Here is a 17,362-nt window from a genome sequence, read left to right as displayed (position 1 = left end):
ATGGACATGCGCGCATTCCCTGCCGCGATCCTACATCCGCTAGCACCCGAAATCCATCGCGGTGCCCGCCCCAGGCACCTTCCTACGCTCAGTAGTCCGCCAGCAGATACTCCGCATCTGGGCTTCCGAAGCGTGGCGCGACGCCAAGTAGCGGCCCGGCGCGGCCGATGATGGATTTGATCATCGGGGCGGCCGTGGATGCTGCCGTCCGGCCGCCATGCTCGCCCGTCTCCGGCGCGTCGATGATCGTCAGCACGATGTATTTCGGCCGGTCCATCGGAAAGGCGGCGACGAACGCGTTAAAATTCTTGTCGCTCGCATAGCGGCCATCGACCACCTTGTCTGCCGTGCCCGTCTTGCCACCGATGTTGAAGCCCTCGACCTGGGCGCTGCGACCGGAGCCCTTGATGCCGTTCCAGGTGTAGAGGTAGCGCATGTCCTGGCTCGTCTTGTCGCTGAGAACGAGCTTGGCGATATCCCCCGCCTGCTGGGAGCTGCGCGGCAGGAAGGTCGGGGGAAGAAGCTTGCCGCCGTTGATCAGCGAGGCGGCGGCGACGGCCGTCTGAAGCGGCGTCGTCGCGACACCGTGGCCGAAGGAGATCGTCACCGAGTTGATCTTCTTCCAGGTTCGCGGCTGCGTCGGCGTCGCAACGCCTGGCATCTCCGTCTCCATTTTGGAGAGCAGCCCGAGCTTGGTCAGGAACTCCCGGTGCCTGTCGATACCGACCATGTCGGCGACGGCGGCGGTGCCGATATTCGAGGAATACTGGAAGACCTCGGGGATCGAGAGAACGCGGTTCTTGCCCTTGAAGTCCTTGATGATGAAGCCGCCCATGCGGATCGGCCGGGTGGCATCGACCATCGAGTTCAGGTTGATCTTGCCCTCATCCAGACCCATCGCCAGCGTGAAGCTCTTGAAGGTCGAGCCCATTTCGAATGTCGCGTTGCTGATGCGGTTGAACCAGCCCTTCTCGTATTCCTTGTCGACCTTGCCGTTGGCAAGCGTTCGCGACGGCTGGTTGGGGTCGAAGTCGGGCACCGATGCCATTGCCAGGACCTCGCCGGTCTCCACGTCGAGAATGACGGCGCCCGCTGCTTCCGCACGGTATTTGACCATGGCTTCGGCGGCGACCTCGCGCACGATGTTCTGCACGCGCAGATCGATGGAGAGCTTCACCGGCTCCAGCGGCATGTCGCTCGTCAGCCCGGCGGCGCGAAGGTCGAGCAGCCCCTGCTGGTCGAGGTAGCGCTCCATCCCTGCCACGCCGCGATTGTCGATATCGACATAGCCGAGCACGTGGGCGGCCGTATTCCCACCCGGATAGAACCGCTTCTTCTCCGGCCGGAAACCGACACCCGGGATGCCCAACTCGAGAATCTGGCTCTGCTGGCGCGGCGTGATCTGCCGGCGCAGCCATGCGAAGCGCGACGATTTCACGGAAAGCTTGGCGTAGGTCCCCCGCCGATCGAGATCGGGGAAGATGGTGGCGAGCTTCTCCACCGCATCATCGACATCGACGATCTTGTTGGGCTCGGCGAACATCGAGACGGTGCGAACGTCGGTCGCCAGCAATTGCCCGTGCCGGTCGAGAATGTCGGGCCGCGAGGCCAGAAGCTTGTCGGATGGCAGGATGCCGGATGTCGCCTCGGGATCGCGAGCCCCGTATTCGACAAGCCGAGCGGCACTGGCCGTAAAGCCCATGACGAGCGCCAGCGCGACCAGAAGCACACGCGTCTTGCCCTGCCCGTAGAGATCGACCTTCTTACGGCGCCCCCTGTTGAGCGCCGAGACATTGAGATGGCCGCGACGTTTCGCGAGGATGATTTTCGATACGAGGCTCATCGTGCGCGCGCTCCCGGTATCCGGAGATATCGCGGCGAGGCAGGCAGGCTCTTGGGTGCGTCAGCGAGTAACAACATCGGGGCTCTCTCTCGAGCAGCCCTGATATCATCAGGAGATCGTCAGGCTGCTCTGGCTAGGGAATCGGAACGGGAAAGAGCGCCGCCGCCGATCGGCGGTCGATACATGGGATCGAGCGTCCGGCCTTCAAGATGGATCGGGAGATTGGGATGGTAGCTTACGTCGGCGAGTTCCCAGGCACTGGGCCAGGCATCGACAGGCGGCCGCCGCGTCCAGTGCTCGGCATCATGGACATGGCTGACGTCGCGGCTGTCGTCACTGGAGAGCGCATCGCCTTCAGTGATGACTTCGGTTTGGCAGGGTGCTGCGAAGGAAGCGCTCGGAAGGCAAAGCTGCGCACTGCCGATCGTGGTCAGCATGATCATCACAACAATGAGGATGCGCCGAATCATCTTCTACCGAGTAAGGCTTCGTTAACGCTAACCAGCCTAGCGCCAGAACCTTACCCAATTCTCAATATTTCAGACGACGCGCATGGAGCCTCTCGGCAACGCGCCTCCCTTTAACCGCTTTCATTGTGGCAAAAGGCCCTTCCTCAAAGACAGGGGAGCGGCCATTGGTCCTTCTTCTTCTCAGCCGGAAAGATCGATATGCTGGCGCAATGAATGTCGTTTCGGTCAAACCACCCCGCAGGATGTCGCGCCAAAGGCTTACCTTGGCGTGGCAATTCGGCATCGCCGGTGGTCTGGTGCTGGTGCTCGGCATGGTGCTGATCGGATTGTGGGTGACGAACCGCATCGAGAGCGCGGCGGTGCGCAACACGGCGAGCGCCACGGCGCTCTATGTCGACAGCATCATCGCACCCCTCACGCAGGAACTCGCCTCCGGCACCTCGCTTGGCGAAGGCGCCAAGCTGGCGCTCACCGAAACCCTGCAGCAGGGTGTGCTGCGCGGCAGGCTCTATTCGTTCAAGATCTGGCGGCCCGATGGGACGGTGCTTTTCAGCAGCGAGCCCAGCCTTGTCGGCAAGCACTTCGAGATGACCGAGGGGCTCGCGACGGCGCTCGCCGGCTCGGTGCATGCGGAGTTCGACGACCTCAGGGGCGAGGAAAACAAGCTCGAGCAAAAAAGCGGCCAGCCGCTTCTGGAAATCTACAGCCCGATTCGCGAGCCCTGGTCGGGCGACATCATCGCTGTCGCCGAATTCTACGAGATCGCCAGCGACCTGCGCTCCGAACTCGCGGTCGCCAGGCTGCAAAGCTGGCTGGTGGTCGGCACCGTCACGGCCGGCATGCTCGCGCTGCTCTTCATCATCGTTGCTCGAGGCAGTCATCTGATCGACGTCCAACGCCGGTCGCTTGACGCACAGGTCATCGAGTTGTCGCGGATGCTCGATCTCAACCGCGCACTGCGCCAGCGCGCCGACAAGGCCAATCAACGTACCGCGACGCTCAACGAACGCTATCTGCGCCGCATCTCCGCCGAACTGCATGACGGCCCCGCACAGCTGCTCGGCTTTGCCGCGTTGCGATTGGAGGCGATCGCCAAGGGAACGGCGAAGGGCGACGATGAATCGCTCGTCAGCAGTTCGATCACCGAGGCCATTCAGGAAATCCGCAACATATGCCGCGGCCTGACGCTGCCGGAGCTGGAAAAGCTCTCGGGCGATGATGTCGTTCGCCGCGCCATCCAGGCGCACGAGACGCATTCGCGCAGCAAGATCGTCTCGAATGTCGAGCCGCTCGATATCCCGGCGCAGGCCGCCAAGATTTGCGCCTACCGCTTTATCCAGGAGGCGCTAAGCAACGCCACCCGGCATGCCGGTGCGTCGAAAATCTCGGTGACGGCATCCGAGGACGACCACCATGTCACGATCACGGTCGAGGACAACGGAGCCGGCTTTGTCAGGTCTGGAGACGAACACGGACTTGGCCTTGCCGGGCTTGAGGAACGGCTGGCCGGGCTCGGCGGGCGCCTCGACATCACGTCGGATACGAGCGCCGGGACCACTTTGCGGATGATGCTACCGAGGAGACCATCGGAATGACTGCGAACACGCTGAGAGTGGCGATCGTCGACGACCACCCGATCTTCCGTAATGGCCTGGCGCGAAGCCTTTCCGACGAGCCCGGTTTCGAAGTGGTCGGCGAGGGCGCCAGCGCCGCCGATGCGATCGCGCTGTTCAGCCAGCATCGGCCCGATGCGCTGCTTCTCGATCTCTCCATGCCCGGCGGCGGGCATCACGCGCTGCGGGCGATCATCAAGGATGACGCGGCCGCAACCGTCATCGTGCTCACGGCTTCCGAGGAGGACAGCGATCTCTTCGACGCGCTCAAGGAGGGCGCGAAGGGTTACATCCTCAAGGGGGTCAACGCCTCGACGCTGGTATCGGCGGTCCGCAACGTGGTGGCGGGCGAAAGCTATGTGTCTCCGAGCCTTGCCGCGCGCATCCTGACGGAAATGAAGGGCGATGCCGCCCAGTCCCACCCTGCCCCGGCGCGCAATGCGCAGGAGGATGCTTTGGCCTTGCTGACGCCACGCGAGGAGCAGATTCTCGGATTGGTCGCCGACGGCAACAGCAACAAGGAGGTTGCCCGCCAGCTCAGCCTTCAGGAAAAGACGATCAAGCACAACATGACGCGCATTCTTCAGAAGCTGAAGGCGCGCAACCGCACGGAAGCCGCGATGTTCCTGCGCGACGCGCGATCGCGGTCCTGATCAGTCCGGGTTACTTAGCGGAAGCGGTCGATATCGGTTTTCTTGGCGTCGCGACGGATGACGAGGCGGCCTTCGGGATCGAACAGCTCATAGCGGCCGTTCCTTATGCGCTCGCGCCAGCCGCCATCAAAGGCGCGATCCTCGCGCGGGGATATCGAGCCGGTGCGATCATCCCGGCCGCCATGCCGGCCACTTCCCGAGCGGCTGCCGCCATCGTCGTCCGACGAGTAAGATCCGGATGAGCCTGAGCCCGAGGAGCCGGAAGACCCCGAACCGGAGGATCCGGAATGGTCGGAACCGGACGATCCTGAACCGGATCCCGATCCGCCGCCGCCCGAGCTGCCGCTGCCACTACCGCCCGAGCTCCCGCTCCCGCCCGAACCACCGCCACCACTTCCCTTGTCCGCCCATGCGGAGACCGGGCCCGCCACGACTGAAATCGTGCAGAGAATGACGGTACAGGCGATTTTCGGCCAGGTGTTCACGAGCGATCTCCTTGAGCGGTAGTCCCGGCCCTCAACGGGCCAGGACATGACTGGCATCGCGATCAGCGGCGTCCGCCGTGATCGTCGCCGCCGCCACCTCCACCTCCACGTCCGCCGTGATCGTCGCTACCGCCACCGCCGTGGTGGTCTCCACCGTGGTCGTCGGCCCCATGATGCTCATGGCTTGCGGAATCATCCGAGCCGCGTCCACGGGATGAGGAGGAGGATGCCGACGACGCGGACGAGCTGTGGCGGACGTGGTCGGGGCCGTCATCGAGCCCGCGACCGTGGCGCTTGTGCTTGACGAGATCGTCGGCGCCTTGGCGCACGAGTATTGCCACCGGCGGATTGAGTGCGGTGATGCCGGCATTCGGCGACAGAGGTGCGGCGCCGGCTGAGCCAATCGCCAGAAGCAGCGATCCGGCGGTAACGCAAGTGTGAACGATGATCTTCTTCATGCCTACTCTCCCATGTTTTCCGGCCGGAACGGTTGCGATCTCGTGAAATGCTGCCGGTCGGGTCCCACCAATTCTTACGGATTTGGCGGCCTTTCCTAGCGGCCCCGGCCCTCTACGGCGGCCAATAGGGACTTTAGTCCCCATGGTCAGGACCAACGGCAGACGATAAGTGGAGTGCGTCGGAATAGTTTTAGCCGGAAGCGCCGGCCGGAGCATTCAGACGCATTGCTAACCAATTCATAGCGACCGAAAACTTGAGCCGATCCGGGCCTGGTTTCGCTCCAATCAGGAGTTTGACATGAAGAAATCCATCAGCCTGAAGCTGGCCTCCGCAGCCGCGCTTCTTGCCGCGACAGCCTTCGTAAACGGCGCGTTCGCGCAGGATGCCGAAGGCATCGTCGTGTACAACGCGCAGCACGAGGGCCTCGGCACTGAGTGGGCCGAAGGCTTCACCAAGGAAACCGGCATCAAGGTCACCGTCCGCAAGGGCAGCGACATGCAGTTCGCCAACCAGATCGTCCAGGAAGGCGACGCGTCGCCGGCCGACGTGTTCCTGACCGAAAACTCCCCGGCCATGGCACTGGTCGCCTCCGCCGGCCTCTTCGCACCGGTCGACAAGGAAACGCTGGCCCAGGTTCCGCCTCAGTTCCACCCGGCCGACGGCACCTGGACGGGCATCGCCGCTCGCTCGACCGTTTTCGCCTACGACAAGACCAAGCTCACGGAAGACAAGCTGCCGAAGTCGATGATGGATCTCGCCGATCCGGCCTGGAAGGGTCGTTGGGGCGCATCTCCTGGTGGCGCCGACTTCCAGGCCATCGTTGGCGCGCTGCTGCAGCTGAAGGGCGAGGAAGCGACCACGGCTTGGCTGAAGGCCATGAAGGAAAACGCAACGCCTTACAAGGGCAACAGCGTTGCCATGAAGGCCGTCAATGCCGGCGAAGTCGAAGGCGCCGTGATCTACCATTATTACTGGTTCGGCGATCAGGCGAAGACCGGCGAAAACAGCAAGAACGTCAGCCTCCACTACTTCAAGAACGAAGATCCGGGCGCGTTCCTCAGCGTTTCCGGCGGTGGCGTGCTGAAGTCGAGCAAGCATCCGAAGGAAGCCCAGGCCCTGCTGAAGTGGATCACCTCCAAGGCTGGCCAGGACGTTCTGAAGAACGGCACGTCCTTCGAATACTCGGTTGCCGGCGATTCCAACGCTAAGCTGGTCCCGATCGCCGACCTGAAGGCACCGAAGGTCGAAGCCTCCAAACTCGACAACAAGAAGGTCGTCGAACTGATGACCGCAGCCGGCCTGCTCTAAGGTTTTTGAGCCTCCCAAGGCTTTAGAGCCGCGCGTCGAAAGGCGCGCGGCTTTTTGCGTCTGTGCGTGGCGTGAGCTTTTAAAACCAATAGCTTACACGAATTCTCTGCTTCAATTTTCCCCGTTTGAAAAACCTCGGCTTAGAATAACGTCGTCCCGTCATCGGATACACCGGCAGGCGTGCCGGCGAGGCGGGATCGGCGCTGGGTGTTTGAGGAGGACGCAAGCTCTCTCATCCGGGGTTCGCAGAAAATGGTCTCCCTCCGGTGACGGCGGGTTCTATCGCGAGATAGGCCCGAGTTGAGCCCGGACGTGCCTGTGAGGCACACATGGTCTCGTCGCGAAGTTGGGCGAGAAGGCAGAGAGACCGGAGTTGCGGGCATAAACCGCCGAACGGGGCGCTGGGAAGCGCCATATTCTACTTACTCAATCGAGGTGATTTCCAGCGCCCCGTCCGAGTGAAGTGCATGGTGGAGACACGGGCTTTCGGGCGGCGTGGGGTTTTGGTGTGTCGGTAGCGATGAGCGTGGCGGTCGATAGGTTGTGCCGTGTGTTACCCCCCTCTGCCCTGCCGGGCATCTCCCCCACAAGTGGGGAGATTGGCTGGGCTTGCCCGCTCGCTCCGACCTCAACGTTTGGATGGGGAGCAAGCCACGAGTCGATCTCCCCCCTTGTGGGGGAGATGCCCGGCAGGGCAGAGGGGGGTATCACACGGCAAAACGCCAAAATCGGCCGTCAGACTAGGTTCCCGACGCCCCCCCACCTCAAGACGCCGGCGTAAACCGCGCCACCAACGCATGCTTGTCGCCGGGATAGGTAAACCGCACATGGGTGACCGGCCCGACATTGCTCCAGGTACGACGCTCGACCACCAAGCAGGCGGTGTTCCGGGGAATATCGAGCAACACCGCAGCCTCACTTCCGGCTGCGACCGCGTGGATCCGGTGCTCGGCGCTCGACCACGGGATCTGGTTGATCAGCCAACTGCCCGGAGGAACGGTCGAAAAGTCGGCGTCCTCCGCCTCCGGCACGGTGGCAAGACTGATCAGGCGCTCTTCGAGACAGAAGGGCCGACCGCCGGCCAAATGGATGCAGACCACCTCGACGACCGAGGAACCCGGCTGCAGCTCGAGACGCCTGTTATCGTCGGCATCCGCCTTGCGCCTTGCGCGTCTGGCAACCGAAAACGAGTAAGCGAGGTTCAGCGATTTCACCTCGGCGGCGATGTCATGAATTTCGAGGACGGCCGATTGGGCCTGCGGCTGGGTGACGAAGCTGCCCGACTTCTTGCGGCGCTCGATGAGGCCCGCCTTGGCGAGCTGGGTGAGCGCCTTGTTCACCGTCATCCGCGAACAGTCGTATTCCTTGGTGAGCTCGAGCTCGAACGGAATGCGGTGACCCGGCGGCCACTCGCCCGAGACGATGCGGCCTTCGATGTCGTTCACGATCCGCTGATGCAAGGTGATATCCCTGCCATGATCCATCGTCACGCTCCGCTTTTCTTCTCGGTCTATCGGCATTGCCTGAGTCTGGAAAGACTGTCGGGAAAGGCCGTCAGGCCGCCAGCAGTTCGCTCATTGCCTTGAGGAAGCGCCGGTTGATCGCCTCGCGGCCGATATGCCGTCCGCCCTCGACCCTCTTCTCGCCCAGCGCCCAGACACTGTCGACCGCGACACCACCGGCAAACATCCAGTGGTCGAGCAGCTGGTCGCCGGCGAGATAGGGGACGGCAGATGTATCGAGCGCGACAATATCGGCGTGATGCCCGATCGCCAGCCCGCCCGGCGCCTTCAGCGCCGCACCGCCGCCCGTGATCGCATGATCGAAGAGGCTGCGCGCCGTCGAGCCGCCAGACGCGGCGATCACGTTGCGAGCCCTCAGCGCCAGACGCTGCGAATATTCGAGCTGCCGTAGCTCGCCGGGCAGCGAGATCAGCACGTTGGAATCGGAGCCGACGCCATAGCGCCCGCCCTCTTCGAGAAACAGCGGCGCCGGGAAGGTGCCGTCGCCGAGATTGGCCTCGGTAATCGGGCAGAGACCGGCGATCGCGCCGCGCCGTGCCATCTCCCGCGTTTCGCTGTCGGTCATGTGGGTGGCGTGGATCAGGCACCAGCGGCCATCGACATCGGCATTGTCGAGCAGCCACTCGATCGGTCGGGCGCCGGACCAGGCGATGCAGTCCTCGACCTCCTTCACCTGCTCGGCGACGTGGATATGAACAGGCCCATCGCCCGCCATCGGCACAACCTTGATGAGCTCTTCCGGCGTCGCCGCCCGCAGGCTGTGGGGCGCGAGCCCGAGCTCGGCGCCGGCAAGCCGCGACGTTACCGTGCGGCAGCCGTCCATCAGCGCCGCGAAGCTGTCGAGCGAATTGATGAACCGGCGCTGTCCCTCGATCGGCTCGGCTACGCCGAAGCCGGAATGGGCGTAGAAGACGGGCAGCAGGGTCAGCCCGATGCCGGCTGTGGCACTCGCCGCGCCAATGCGTTCGGCCAGTTCCGCGATGTTGGCATAAGGCCGCCCATCCTTGTCATGATGCAGATAGTGGAACTCGCCGACGCGAGAAAAACCGGCCTCCAGCATCTCCATGTAGAGCTGCGCGGCCACGGCCTCGACATGCTCTGGCGTCATCGACAGAGCGAACTTGTACATGACGGTGCGCCAGCTCCAGAAGCTGTCATTGGCAGGCCCCCTCACCTCGGCAAGACCCGCCATGGCGCGCTGGAAAGCATGGCTGTGAAGGTTCCCCATGGCCGGGACGAGCGTATGATGGCGTTCGTCGGCAGGTTCTGGCTGAACCGCTGTCTCGATGCGCGATATGCGCCCGCCCGCGAGTGTCAGTCGGACATTCTCCCGCCAGCCCTCAGGCAGAAGTGCTGCGCGTGCGTGGAGTGTCGTCGCAACGGTTTGTGCCATGACCGATTTCTCTCCTTCTGGCGGAAGCATCTCTTTCTTTTCCAGAGATACGCCCAAATTTTCCCTTGTCACCTGTTTATTATGTATATACATGTTGAGGCATAAGGAAAGGCGCAAAGCTGATGAACGGGAACAATTTTTCAGACGAGCAAGCCTCCGCAGAGGTTCGCCCGCACTTGTGGCGCAATGCCCGCCTCGCAACACTCGATCCAGGCAAGGATGGCCTCGGCGTCATCGAAAAGGGTGCCGTTGTCGTCGAATCCGGCCGCATCACCTATGTCGGCCCGGAAAGCGAATTGCCGGTTCTGGCGATCGAGCGCGCCGAGATCACTGATCTCGAAGGCCGCTGGGTGACACCAGGTCTCGTCGATTGCCACACCCACATCGTCTATGGCGGCAACCGCGCCCGCGAGTTCGAGATGCGCCTTGAGGGCGCCACCTATGAGGAAGTCGCTCGCGCCGGCGGCGGCATCGTCTCCTCGGTCAAGGCCACCAACGCCCTCTCCGTCGACGGCCTCGTCGCCGCCTCGCTTCCGCGTCTCGACACGCTGCTGTCGGAGGGGATGACGACGATCGAGATCAAGTCCGGTTATGGCCTCAACATCGAGGCCGAGCTGAAGATGCTGCGCGCCGCCCGTGCACTGGGCAATATTCGCCCGATCCGCGTCGTCACCTCCTATCTCGGCGCTCATGCGACGCCGGTCGAGTACAAGGGACGAAACGGCGATTACATTACCGATGTCGTGCTGCCCGGCCTTGAGCAGGCGCATGCCGAAGGCCTGGTCGACGCCGTCGATGGCTTCTGCGAGGGCATCGCTTTTTCAGTCGAGGAAATGCGCCGCGTCTTCGATCGCGCCCAGCAGCTGGGCCTCCCGGTCAAGCTCCACGCCGAGCAGCTCTCCAACCTTGGCGGCGCCCGCTTCGCGGCCTCCTATCTGGCGCTGTCGGCCGACCATCTCGAATATCTCACCGCCGACGATGCCGTCGTCATGGCCGCGGCCGGCACCGTCGCCGTGCTCCTGCCGGGCGCCTTCTACGCCATCAACGAAAAGCAGAAGCCGCCGGTCAAGGCGCTGCGTGAGGCCGGCGCCCATATCGCCATCGCCACCGACTGCAACCCCGGCACCTCTCCGCTGACGTCGCTGCTCCTGACCATGAACATGTCGGCCACCCTGTTCGGCCTGACCGTCGAGGAATGCATCGCCGGCGTCACCCGGGAAGGTGCTCGCGCCCTTGGGCTCATCGACGAAACCGGCACGCTCGAAGCCGGCAAGTCCGCCGACTTCGCGATCTGGGATGTCGAGAGCCTTGCCGAACTCGTCTACCGCATCGGCTTCAACCCGCTTCACGCACACGTCTTCAAGGGCAAAAGGATCGACCGTTGACCATCACTCTTCATCCCGGCTCCGTATCGCTCAAACATCTGGAAACGATCTACTGGACCGGCGAGCCAGCCGTGCTCGACCGCTCCTTCGACGCCGGCATCAACAAGGCCGCCGCCCGCATCGCCGAGATCGCCGCCGGCAATGCGCCCGTCTATGGCATCAACACCGGCTTCGGTAAGCTCGCTTCGATCAAGATCGACAGCGCCGATGTCGCGACCCTGCAGCGCAATCTCATCCTGTCGCATTGCTGCGGTGTCGGCGCGCCGCTTCCTGAAAACATCGTCCGCCTGATCATGGCCCTAAAACTCGTCTCCCTCGGCCGCGGCGCCTCCGGCGTGCGGCTGGAGCTGGTGCGGCTGATCGAAGGCATGCTGGAAAAGGGCGTCATCCCCGTCATTCCGGAAAAGGGATCCGTCGGCGCCTCCGGCGACCTCGCGCCGCTGGCGCATATGGCTGCCGTGATGATGGGCGAGGCCGAAGCCTTCTATGAGGGCGAGCGCCTGACCGGCGCAGCAGCGCTCGACAAGGCCGGCCTGACCCCGGTGGTTCTCGCCGCCAAGGAAGGCCTGGCGCTGATCAACGGCACGCAGACCTCCACCGCGCTGGCGCTCGCCGGCCTCTTCCGCGCCCACCGCGCCGCCCAGGCAGCGCTGATCACCGGCGCCATGTCGACCGACGCCGCCATGGGCTCCTCGGCCCCGTTCCATCCCGATATCCACACGCTGCGCGGCCACAAGGGCCAGATCGACACCGCCGCTGCGCTGCGCGCCCTCCTCGACAATTCCGTCATCCGCCAGAGCCACATCGAGGGCGACGAGCGCGTCCAGGACCCCTATTGCATCCGCTGCCAGCCACAGGTCGATGGCGCCTGCCTGGATCTCCTGCGTTCGGTCGCCAAAACGCTTGAGATCGAAGCCAACGCGGTCACCGACAACCCGCTGGTGCTGTCTGACAATTCCGTCGTCTCCGGCGGCAATTTCCACGCCGAACCGGTCGCCTTCGCCGCCGACCAGATCGCCATCGCCGTCTGCGAGATCGGCGCCATCTCGCAGCGGCGCATCGCACTGCTCGTCGATCCCGCCCTCTCCTACGGCCTGCCCGCCTTCCTCGCCAAAAAGCCCGGCCTCAACTCCGGCCTGATGATCGCGGAAGTGACCTCGGCGGCGCTGATGTCGGAAAACAAGCAGATGTCGCACCCGGCCTCGGTCGACTCGACCCCGACCTCGGCCAACCAGGAAGACCACGTCTCCATGGCCTGCCACGGCGCCCGCCGCCTGCTGCAGATGACAGACAACCTGTTCTCGATCATCGGCATCGAGGCGCTGACGGCCGCACAGGGCGTCGAATTCCGCGCCCCGCTCGCGACCAGCCCGGAACTTTCGAGCGCCATCGCTGCGATCCGCATGGTGGTGCCGACGCTCGAAGTCGACCGCTACATGGCGGGCGATCTGCAGGCGGCCAGCGATCTGGTGGCCTCGGGTGGGCTGAATGCGGCGGTGTCTTCGGGCATTCTGCCGGTGCTGGAGGGGTGATGGTGATGTCGGCACTCGTGGCGCCCCCCTCTGCCCTGCCGGGCATCTCCCCCACAGGTGGGGAGATTGGCTGGGCGCTCCCGCTCGCTTTACACTCGTTGTTTGGCACAGACCTTAGCCGCAAGCCGATCTCCCCCCTTGTGGGGGAGATGTCCGGCAGGACAGAGGGGGGGAATCCACCCGCAACCCGTGGAGCATTCAACCAATGACCACCCACGAAACCCGCCAAGGCACATCCCCCATCATCCTCGGCTTTCCCCACACCGGCACCGACGTGCCGCCTGCCATCTGGGACCGCCTGAACGACAACGGCAAGCTGCTCGCCGACACCGACTGGCACATCCACGATCTCTATGACGGCCTCATCGATGGCGTGACCACAGTCCGCGCCACCTTCCACCGCTACGTCATCGACGCCAACCGCGACCCATCCGGCGCCAGCCTCTATCCCGGCCAGAACACCACCGGCCTCGTTCCGGAGACGGATTTCGACGGCCTGTCTATCTGGAAGGACGGCGCCGCACCCAACGAAGCCGATATCACTGAACGCCTGCGCGATTTCCACGCGCCCTATCACGCGGCGCTTGCAGCCGAGATCGAGCGGGTGAAGGCGATCCACGGCGTTGCCATCCTCTACGACTGCCATTCGATCCGCTCACACATCCCCTTCCTCTTCGAAGGCAAGCTGCCGGACTTCAATATCGGCACCGATATGGGCAAGACCTGTGCCGTGGAGTTTGAGCGCGTCACAGCCGAGATCGCCGGTTATGCGGCCGGCTACACCAGCATCGTCAACGGACGGTTCAAGGGTGGCTGGACCACCCGGCACTATGGTCAGCCCGCGAACGGCGTCCACGCCATTCAGATGGAACTGGCGCAATCGGCCTATCTTGAAACCGAACAAGTGCCCTTCGCCTATGACGAAGAGAAGGCGACGGCCTTGAGGACGCATCTGAAGACTATTCTCGCCCGCATCGAAACGGCGGCCCACGAACTCAAAGCAATGGGGAACTGATCATGAATAATCCACGCCACAACATCCGCGAAGTCAGAAGCCCTGTCGGCCCCGAGCTCAACGCCAAGAGCTGGATGACCGAAGCGCCGCTGCGCATGCTGATGAACAATCTCGACCCCGACGTCGCGGAAAACCCGCACGAGCTGGTGGTCTATGGCGGCATCGGCCGCGCCGCCCGCACCTGGGCGGATTTCGACCAGATCGTCGCGACGCTGAAGACGCTGACGGAAGAAGAGACGCTGCTGGTGCAATCCGGCAAGCCGGTCGGCGTGTTCCGCACCCACAAGGATGCGCCGCGCGTGTTGATCGCCAACTCCAACCTCGTGCCGCACTGGGCGACCTGGGACCATTTCAACGAGCTGGATAAGAAGGGTCTCGCCATGTACGGCCAGATGACCGCCGGCTCGTGGATCTACATCGGCACGCAGGGCATCGTGCAGGGCACCTACGAGACCTTCGTGGAAGCCGGCCGCCAGCACTATAATGGCGACCTCAAGGGCAAGTGGATCCTGACCGGAGGTCTCGGCGGCATGGGCGGCGCGCAGCCGCTGGCGGCCGTCATGGCCGGCGCCTGCTGCCTCGCGGTCGAAAGCGACGAGACCCGCATCGATTTCCGCCTGCGCACCCGCTATGTCGACGCCAAGGCGAAATCGCTGGATGAAGCGCTTGCCATGATCGCCGAATGGACAGCGAAGGGCGAAGCCAAGTCGGTCGGCCTGCTCGGCAATGCCGCCGAAATCTTCCCTGAGCTCGTGGCTCGCATGAAGGCCGGCGGCCCGCGTCCCGATATCGTAACCGACCAGACCTCGGCGCATGATCCGCTCAATGGGTATCTGCCGATCGGCTGGACGGTCGCCGAACACAAAGCCAAGCGCGAAAGCGATCCGAAGGCGGTAGAGGCCGCCGCTCGCGCCTCGATGAAGAAGCACGTCGAAGCCATGGTCGCCTTCTGGGATGCCGGCGTGCCGACGCTCGACTACGGCAACAACATCCGTCAGGTCGCCAAGGACGAGGGGCTGGAAAACGCCTTCGCCTTCCCGGGCTTCGTGCCGGCCTATATCCGCCCGCTGTTTTGCCGCGGCATCGGCCCGTTCCGCTGGGCGGCGCTTTCGGGCGATCCGGAAGATATCTACAAGACCGACGCCAAGGTGAAGGAATTGCTGCCCGACAACAAGCATCTGCACAACTGGCTCGACATGGCCCGCGAGCGCATCTCCTTCCAGGGCCTGCCGGCGCGCATCTGCTGGGTCGGCCTCGGCGATCGCCACCGCCTGGCGCTGGCCTTCAACGAGATGGTCAAGAACGGCGAGCTCTCGGCCCCCGTCGTCATCGGTCGCGACCACCTCGACAGCGGCTCGGTCGCCTCGCCGAACCGCGAGACGGAAGCGATGAAGGACGGCTCGGACGCCGTGTCCGACTGGCCGCTCCTCAACGCGCTCCTCAACACCGCCTCCGGCGCCACCTGGGTGTCGCTGCACCATGGCGGCGGTGTCGGCATGGGCTTCAGCCAGCATTCGGGCGTGGTCATCTGCGCCGACGGCTCCGACGATGCGGCCAAGCGCCTGGAGCGCGTGCTCTGGAACGACCCGGCCACCGGCGTCATGCGCCACGCCGATGCGGGTTATGACATCGCACTGGACTGCGCCAAGGAGAAGGGCTTGCGGCTGCCGGGGATTCTCGGGAACTGATAGGGCGAGACGCCGGGCCTCAGAATGGTATGAGGCCCGGATATTGAAGGATGGTCGAGAGGCTGCAATCAGCGTCCTCGCGTAACATCCCCGCTCATTCCTTGTCTGTTAGGATTGGCTTGTCATCGAACGGCGTCCTACTCCCCTCCCATTTGAAACCTCCGGAGATACCATGCCCCGCGCCACAATCCTGACCGCCAGCAGCTATCGCCGCATGCCGTGGAAGAACGGTGGCGGGGAGACGGTGGAGATTGCGATTTCGCCGGAGGGAGCCGCACTGTCCGAGTTCGACTGGCGGATCAGCATGGCGACGGTCGCGACCGATGGGCCGTTCTCGATCTTCCCCGGCATCGACAGGACCTTGTCGATCCTCGATGGCGAAGGGATGTCGCTTGCGATCGACGGCCGCGCGCCGTTGCTGTTGACGCAGGAGAGCGCGCCCCTCGCCTTCCCCGCCGATGTCGCGGTGTCGGCAACGCTCAAATCCGGGCAGATCACCGATCTCAACGTCATGACACGTCGCGGTGGCCTCTGGCACCGGGTCGAGCGCGTCGTGGTCGACAGCGAGGTCACATTCGGCGGCGCGGCCGGCACGCTGCTGGTGTTCTGCCATCGCGGCACGCTCAATCTCACCTGGACGGACGGCCAGGCGTCGCTTACCGAAGGCGATACGCTGCTGCTGCAGGACGCGGCAGGCATGTCGCTCGAGATGGATGGCCAGGCGCTCTGCTACCTCATAACCATGGATGCCGCCTGACGCGGCAACGACCGACAAGCCGCAATTGTCCGCCCGGCAAATCAGACGCAAAACAATATTGTCGCTATACTCTATAAAATAGATAGTTTTATCTGTGTGCCGCCCATGGCCCGCCGTAGTGTTTTCCCGTCGAAACAAGTTGAGCCGACGCTCAAGCGCGGCATTCGGGGGCGAAACATGAATATCAAGGGCATTATCGCAGGACTTACACTTGGCGTGGCAACCGTGGCCGCGCCGTTGCTCGCGCAGGCAGCCGACAAGAAGGTTGTCGTTGCCTACCAGACGGACGCGCTGCCGTCTTCGGTCGCCATCGCCAATGGCGACTTCGCCAAGGCGACGGGATACGACATCGATTTCCGCAAGTTCAATTCCGGCGCCGAAATCTTCGCGGCGATCGCCTCGGGCGACGTGCAGGTCGGATATGTCGGCTCCAGCCCGTTTGCGGCCACCACCTCGCGCGGCCTCGCCGTCAAGGCGTTCTACCTCTCCTCGATCTCGGGCATCGACGAGGCGCTTGTCGTCCGCGACGGTTCGGGCATCAACTCGCTCAATGACCTGAAGGGCAAGAAGCTCGCCGCAGCGCCCGTCTCCACCGATCACTACCAGCTGCTGGCGCTGATCAAGTCGCTTGGGCTCAGCGAGAAGGACGTGCAGGTCTTCGCGATCCCGCAGCCCGAAATCGTCGCCAGCTACAATCGCGGTGATATCGATGGCGGCTTCGTCTGGGATCCGGCGCTGACCGAACTGAAGAAGAAGGGCAAGGTGCTGGTCACCTCCAAGGACGTTGCCGACAAGGGCGTGCCGACCTTCTCCGCCTGGGTCGCGGCTTCGAAATTCGCCGATGAGAACCCCGCCTTCCTGAAGGGCTTTGCCGGCGTCATCAACACCTATTACGCCTCCTTCGCCAAGGACAAGAAGGCTTGGGACGCCGATAGCGAGAACGCCAAGCTGCTCGCCAAGGCGCTAGGCGGCACGCCTGAACAGCAGGCGGCGGCGCTGAAGAACCTGACGCTACTGACGCCCGACGTCCAGGCATCCGACGCATGGCTCGGCGGCGGCGAAAAGGCAGGTGCTGCCAAGATCCTCAAGGATACCGCCACCTTCCTGAAGGAGCAGGGCAAGGTCAGCGAAGTGCTGCCGAGCTACGCTGCCTTCGTCACCGCTGATGCGCTGACCAATCCGAGCAACTAAGCCGTTTCCGGCAGGAACGCCGGCGCGACACCGCGCCGGCGTCCTCA

Annotated in this window: 15 protein-coding genes; 9 read left to right on the top strand and 6 right to left on the bottom strand. The window is 63.8% G+C overall.

The features are described 5' to 3' along the window. Positions 1 to 88: 88 nt before the first annotated feature. Together ACIQUB_RS28640 and ACIQUB_RS28635 are read right to left on the bottom strand one after the other, a co-directional pair. Positions 89 to 1,843, bottom strand: a complete 1,755-nt coding sequence (locus ACIQUB_RS28640) for a peptidoglycan D,D-transpeptidase FtsI family protein (protein ID WP_402934576.1) — start codon at positions 1,841 to 1,843, stop codon at positions 89 to 91. A gap of 119 nt (positions 1,844 to 1,962) precedes the next feature. Then, entirely contained in the window at positions 1,963 to 2,280 is a 318-nt protein-coding gene (locus ACIQUB_RS28635) for a hypothetical protein (protein ID WP_402934573.1), read from the bottom strand. Positions 2,281 to 2,576: 296 nt separating this feature from the next. On the opposite strand from ACIQUB_RS28635, the gene ACIQUB_RS28630 reads away from it, so the two are divergent. Together ACIQUB_RS28630 and ACIQUB_RS28625 are read left to right on the top strand one after the other, a co-directional pair. Then, the gene (locus ACIQUB_RS28630; RefSeq protein WP_402934570.1) at positions 2,577 to 3,908 is read left to right on the top strand and encodes a sensor histidine kinase; all 1,332 of its coding nucleotides are present in this window, start codon (positions 2,577 to 2,579) and stop codon (positions 3,906 to 3,908) included. Next, positions 3,905 to 4,579 carry a response regulator gene (locus ACIQUB_RS28625; RefSeq protein ID WP_402934567.1) on the top strand — a complete coding sequence of 225 codons (675 nt, stop codon included), beginning with the start codon at positions 3,905 to 3,907 and terminating at the stop codon, positions 4,577 to 4,579. Before ACIQUB_RS28630 ends, ACIQUB_RS28625 begins: the two co-directional genes overlap by 4 nt. A gap of 14 nt (positions 4,580 to 4,593) precedes the next feature. On the opposite strand, the gene ACIQUB_RS28620 is transcribed toward ACIQUB_RS28625, so the two are convergent. Together ACIQUB_RS28620 and ACIQUB_RS28615 are read right to left on the bottom strand one after the other, a co-directional pair. Beyond that, positions 4,594 to 5,064 (bottom strand): hypothetical protein, encoded by a 471-nt coding sequence (locus tag ACIQUB_RS28620; protein ID WP_402934564.1) that lies wholly within the window; start codon positions 5,062 to 5,064, stop codon positions 4,594 to 4,596. Positions 5,065 to 5,126: 62 nt separating this feature from the next. After that, on the bottom strand, positions 5,127 to 5,522 hold the full coding sequence (locus ACIQUB_RS28615; RefSeq protein ID WP_113239800.1) for a hypothetical protein: 396 nt from the start codon (positions 5,520 to 5,522) through the stop codon (positions 5,127 to 5,129). A 298-nt stretch (positions 5,523 to 5,820) separates the two neighbouring features. On the opposite strand from ACIQUB_RS28615, the gene ACIQUB_RS28610 reads away from it, so the two are divergent. Beyond that, positions 5,821 to 6,831, top strand: a complete 1,011-nt coding sequence (locus ACIQUB_RS28610; protein WP_402934561.1) for an iron ABC transporter substrate-binding protein — start codon at positions 5,821 to 5,823, stop codon at positions 6,829 to 6,831. Between the two features lie 764 nt (positions 6,832 to 7,595). Here the strand turns inward: ACIQUB_RS28610 and hutC are convergent. Both hutC and ACIQUB_RS28600 read right to left on the bottom strand, forming a co-directional pair. Continuing rightward, complete coding sequence (hutC, locus tag ACIQUB_RS28605) at positions 7,596 to 8,315, bottom strand: histidine utilization repressor (protein WP_402934558.1); 720 nt, start codon at positions 8,313 to 8,315, stop codon at positions 7,596 to 7,598. Positions 8,316 to 8,385: 70 nt separating this feature from the next. Beyond that, positions 8,386 to 9,747 carry a formimidoylglutamate deiminase gene (locus ACIQUB_RS28600; protein WP_402934555.1) on the bottom strand — a complete coding sequence of 454 codons (1,362 nt, stop codon included), beginning with the start codon at positions 9,745 to 9,747 and terminating at the stop codon, positions 8,386 to 8,388. Between the two features lie 122 nt (positions 9,748 to 9,869). On the opposite strand from ACIQUB_RS28600, the gene hutI reads away from it, so the two are divergent. From hutI to tauA, 6 genes are all read left to right on the top strand, one after another. Beyond that, positions 9,870 to 11,132, top strand: a complete 1,263-nt coding sequence (gene hutI, locus ACIQUB_RS28595) for an imidazolonepropionase (protein ID WP_402934552.1) — start codon at positions 9,870 to 9,872, stop codon at positions 11,130 to 11,132. Beyond that, a complete protein-coding gene (gene hutH, locus ACIQUB_RS28590; protein ID WP_402934549.1) occupies positions 11,129 to 12,664 on the top strand; it encodes a histidine ammonia-lyase in 1,536 nt (511 codons plus the stop codon). Before hutI ends, hutH begins: the two co-directional genes overlap by 4 nt. Positions 12,665 to 12,869: 205 nt before the next feature. Then, positions 12,870 to 13,679 (top strand): N-formylglutamate deformylase, encoded by an 810-nt coding sequence (gene hutG / locus ACIQUB_RS28585; RefSeq protein ID WP_402934547.1) that lies wholly within the window; start codon positions 12,870 to 12,872, stop codon positions 13,677 to 13,679. A 2-nt stretch (positions 13,680 to 13,681) separates the two neighbouring features. Continuing rightward, the gene (hutU, locus tag ACIQUB_RS28580; RefSeq protein WP_402934544.1) at positions 13,682 to 15,367 is read left to right on the top strand and encodes a urocanate hydratase; all 1,686 of its coding nucleotides are present in this window, start codon (positions 13,682 to 13,684) and stop codon (positions 15,365 to 15,367) included. Positions 15,368 to 15,539: 172 nt separating this feature from the next. Beyond that, positions 15,540 to 16,124 carry a HutD family protein gene (locus tag ACIQUB_RS28575; protein ID WP_402934541.1) on the top strand — a complete coding sequence of 195 codons (585 nt, stop codon included), beginning with the start codon at positions 15,540 to 15,542 and terminating at the stop codon, positions 16,122 to 16,124. Between the two features lie 177 nt (positions 16,125 to 16,301). Further along, entirely contained in the window at positions 16,302 to 17,315 is a 1,014-nt protein-coding gene (gene tauA, locus ACIQUB_RS28570; RefSeq protein ID WP_402934539.1) for a taurine ABC transporter substrate-binding protein, read from the top strand. Positions 17,316 to 17,362: the final 47 nt, after the last annotated feature.

The organism is Rhizobium sp. NPDC090275, assembly GCF_044772225.1.
Taxonomy (GTDB): Bacteria; Pseudomonadota; Alphaproteobacteria; order Rhizobiales; family Rhizobiaceae; genus Rhizobium.
This window is presented reverse-complemented; position numbering and strand designations above follow the sequence as displayed.

Bases quoted from the DNA above. Each gene is read 5' to 3' on its own strand.
- ACIQUB_RS28640 (WP_402934576.1), bottom strand. From the start codon at position 1,843: ATGAGCCTCGTATCGAAAATCATCCTCGCGAAACGTCGCGGCCATCTC.
- ACIQUB_RS28635 (WP_402934573.1), bottom strand. From the start codon at position 2,280: ATGCTGACCACGATCGGCAGTGCGCAGCTTTGCCTTCCGAGCGCTTCC.
- ACIQUB_RS28625 (WP_402934567.1), top strand. From the start codon at position 3,905: ATGACTGCGAACACGCTGAGAGTGGCGATCGTCGACGACCACCCGATC.
- ACIQUB_RS28615 (WP_113239800.1), bottom strand. From the start codon at position 5,522: ATGAAGAAGATCATCGTTCACACTTGCGTTACCGCCGGATCGCTGCTT.
- ACIQUB_RS28610 (WP_402934561.1), top strand. From the start codon at position 5,821: ATGAAGAAATCCATCAGCCTGAAGCTGGCCTCCGCAGCCGCGCTTCTT.
- hutC (WP_402934558.1), bottom strand. From the start codon at position 8,315: ATGGATCATGGCAGGGATATCACCTTGCATCAGCGGATCGTGAACGAC.
- ACIQUB_RS28600 (WP_402934555.1), bottom strand. From the start codon at position 9,747: ATGGCACAAACCGTTGCGACGACACTCCACGCACGCGCAGCACTTCTG.
- hutI (WP_402934552.1), top strand. From the start codon at position 9,870: ATGAACGGGAACAATTTTTCAGACGAGCAAGCCTCCGCAGAGGTTCGC.
- hutG (WP_402934547.1), top strand. From the start codon at position 12,870: ATGACCACCCACGAAACCCGCCAAGGCACATCCCCCATCATCCTCGGC.
- hutU (WP_402934544.1), top strand. From the start codon at position 13,682: ATGAATAATCCACGCCACAACATCCGCGAAGTCAGAAGCCCTGTCGGC.
- ACIQUB_RS28575 (WP_402934541.1), top strand. From the start codon at position 15,540: ATGCCCCGCGCCACAATCCTGACCGCCAGCAGCTATCGCCGCATGCCG.
- tauA (WP_402934539.1), top strand. From the start codon at position 16,302: ATGAATATCAAGGGCATTATCGCAGGACTTACACTTGGCGTGGCAACC.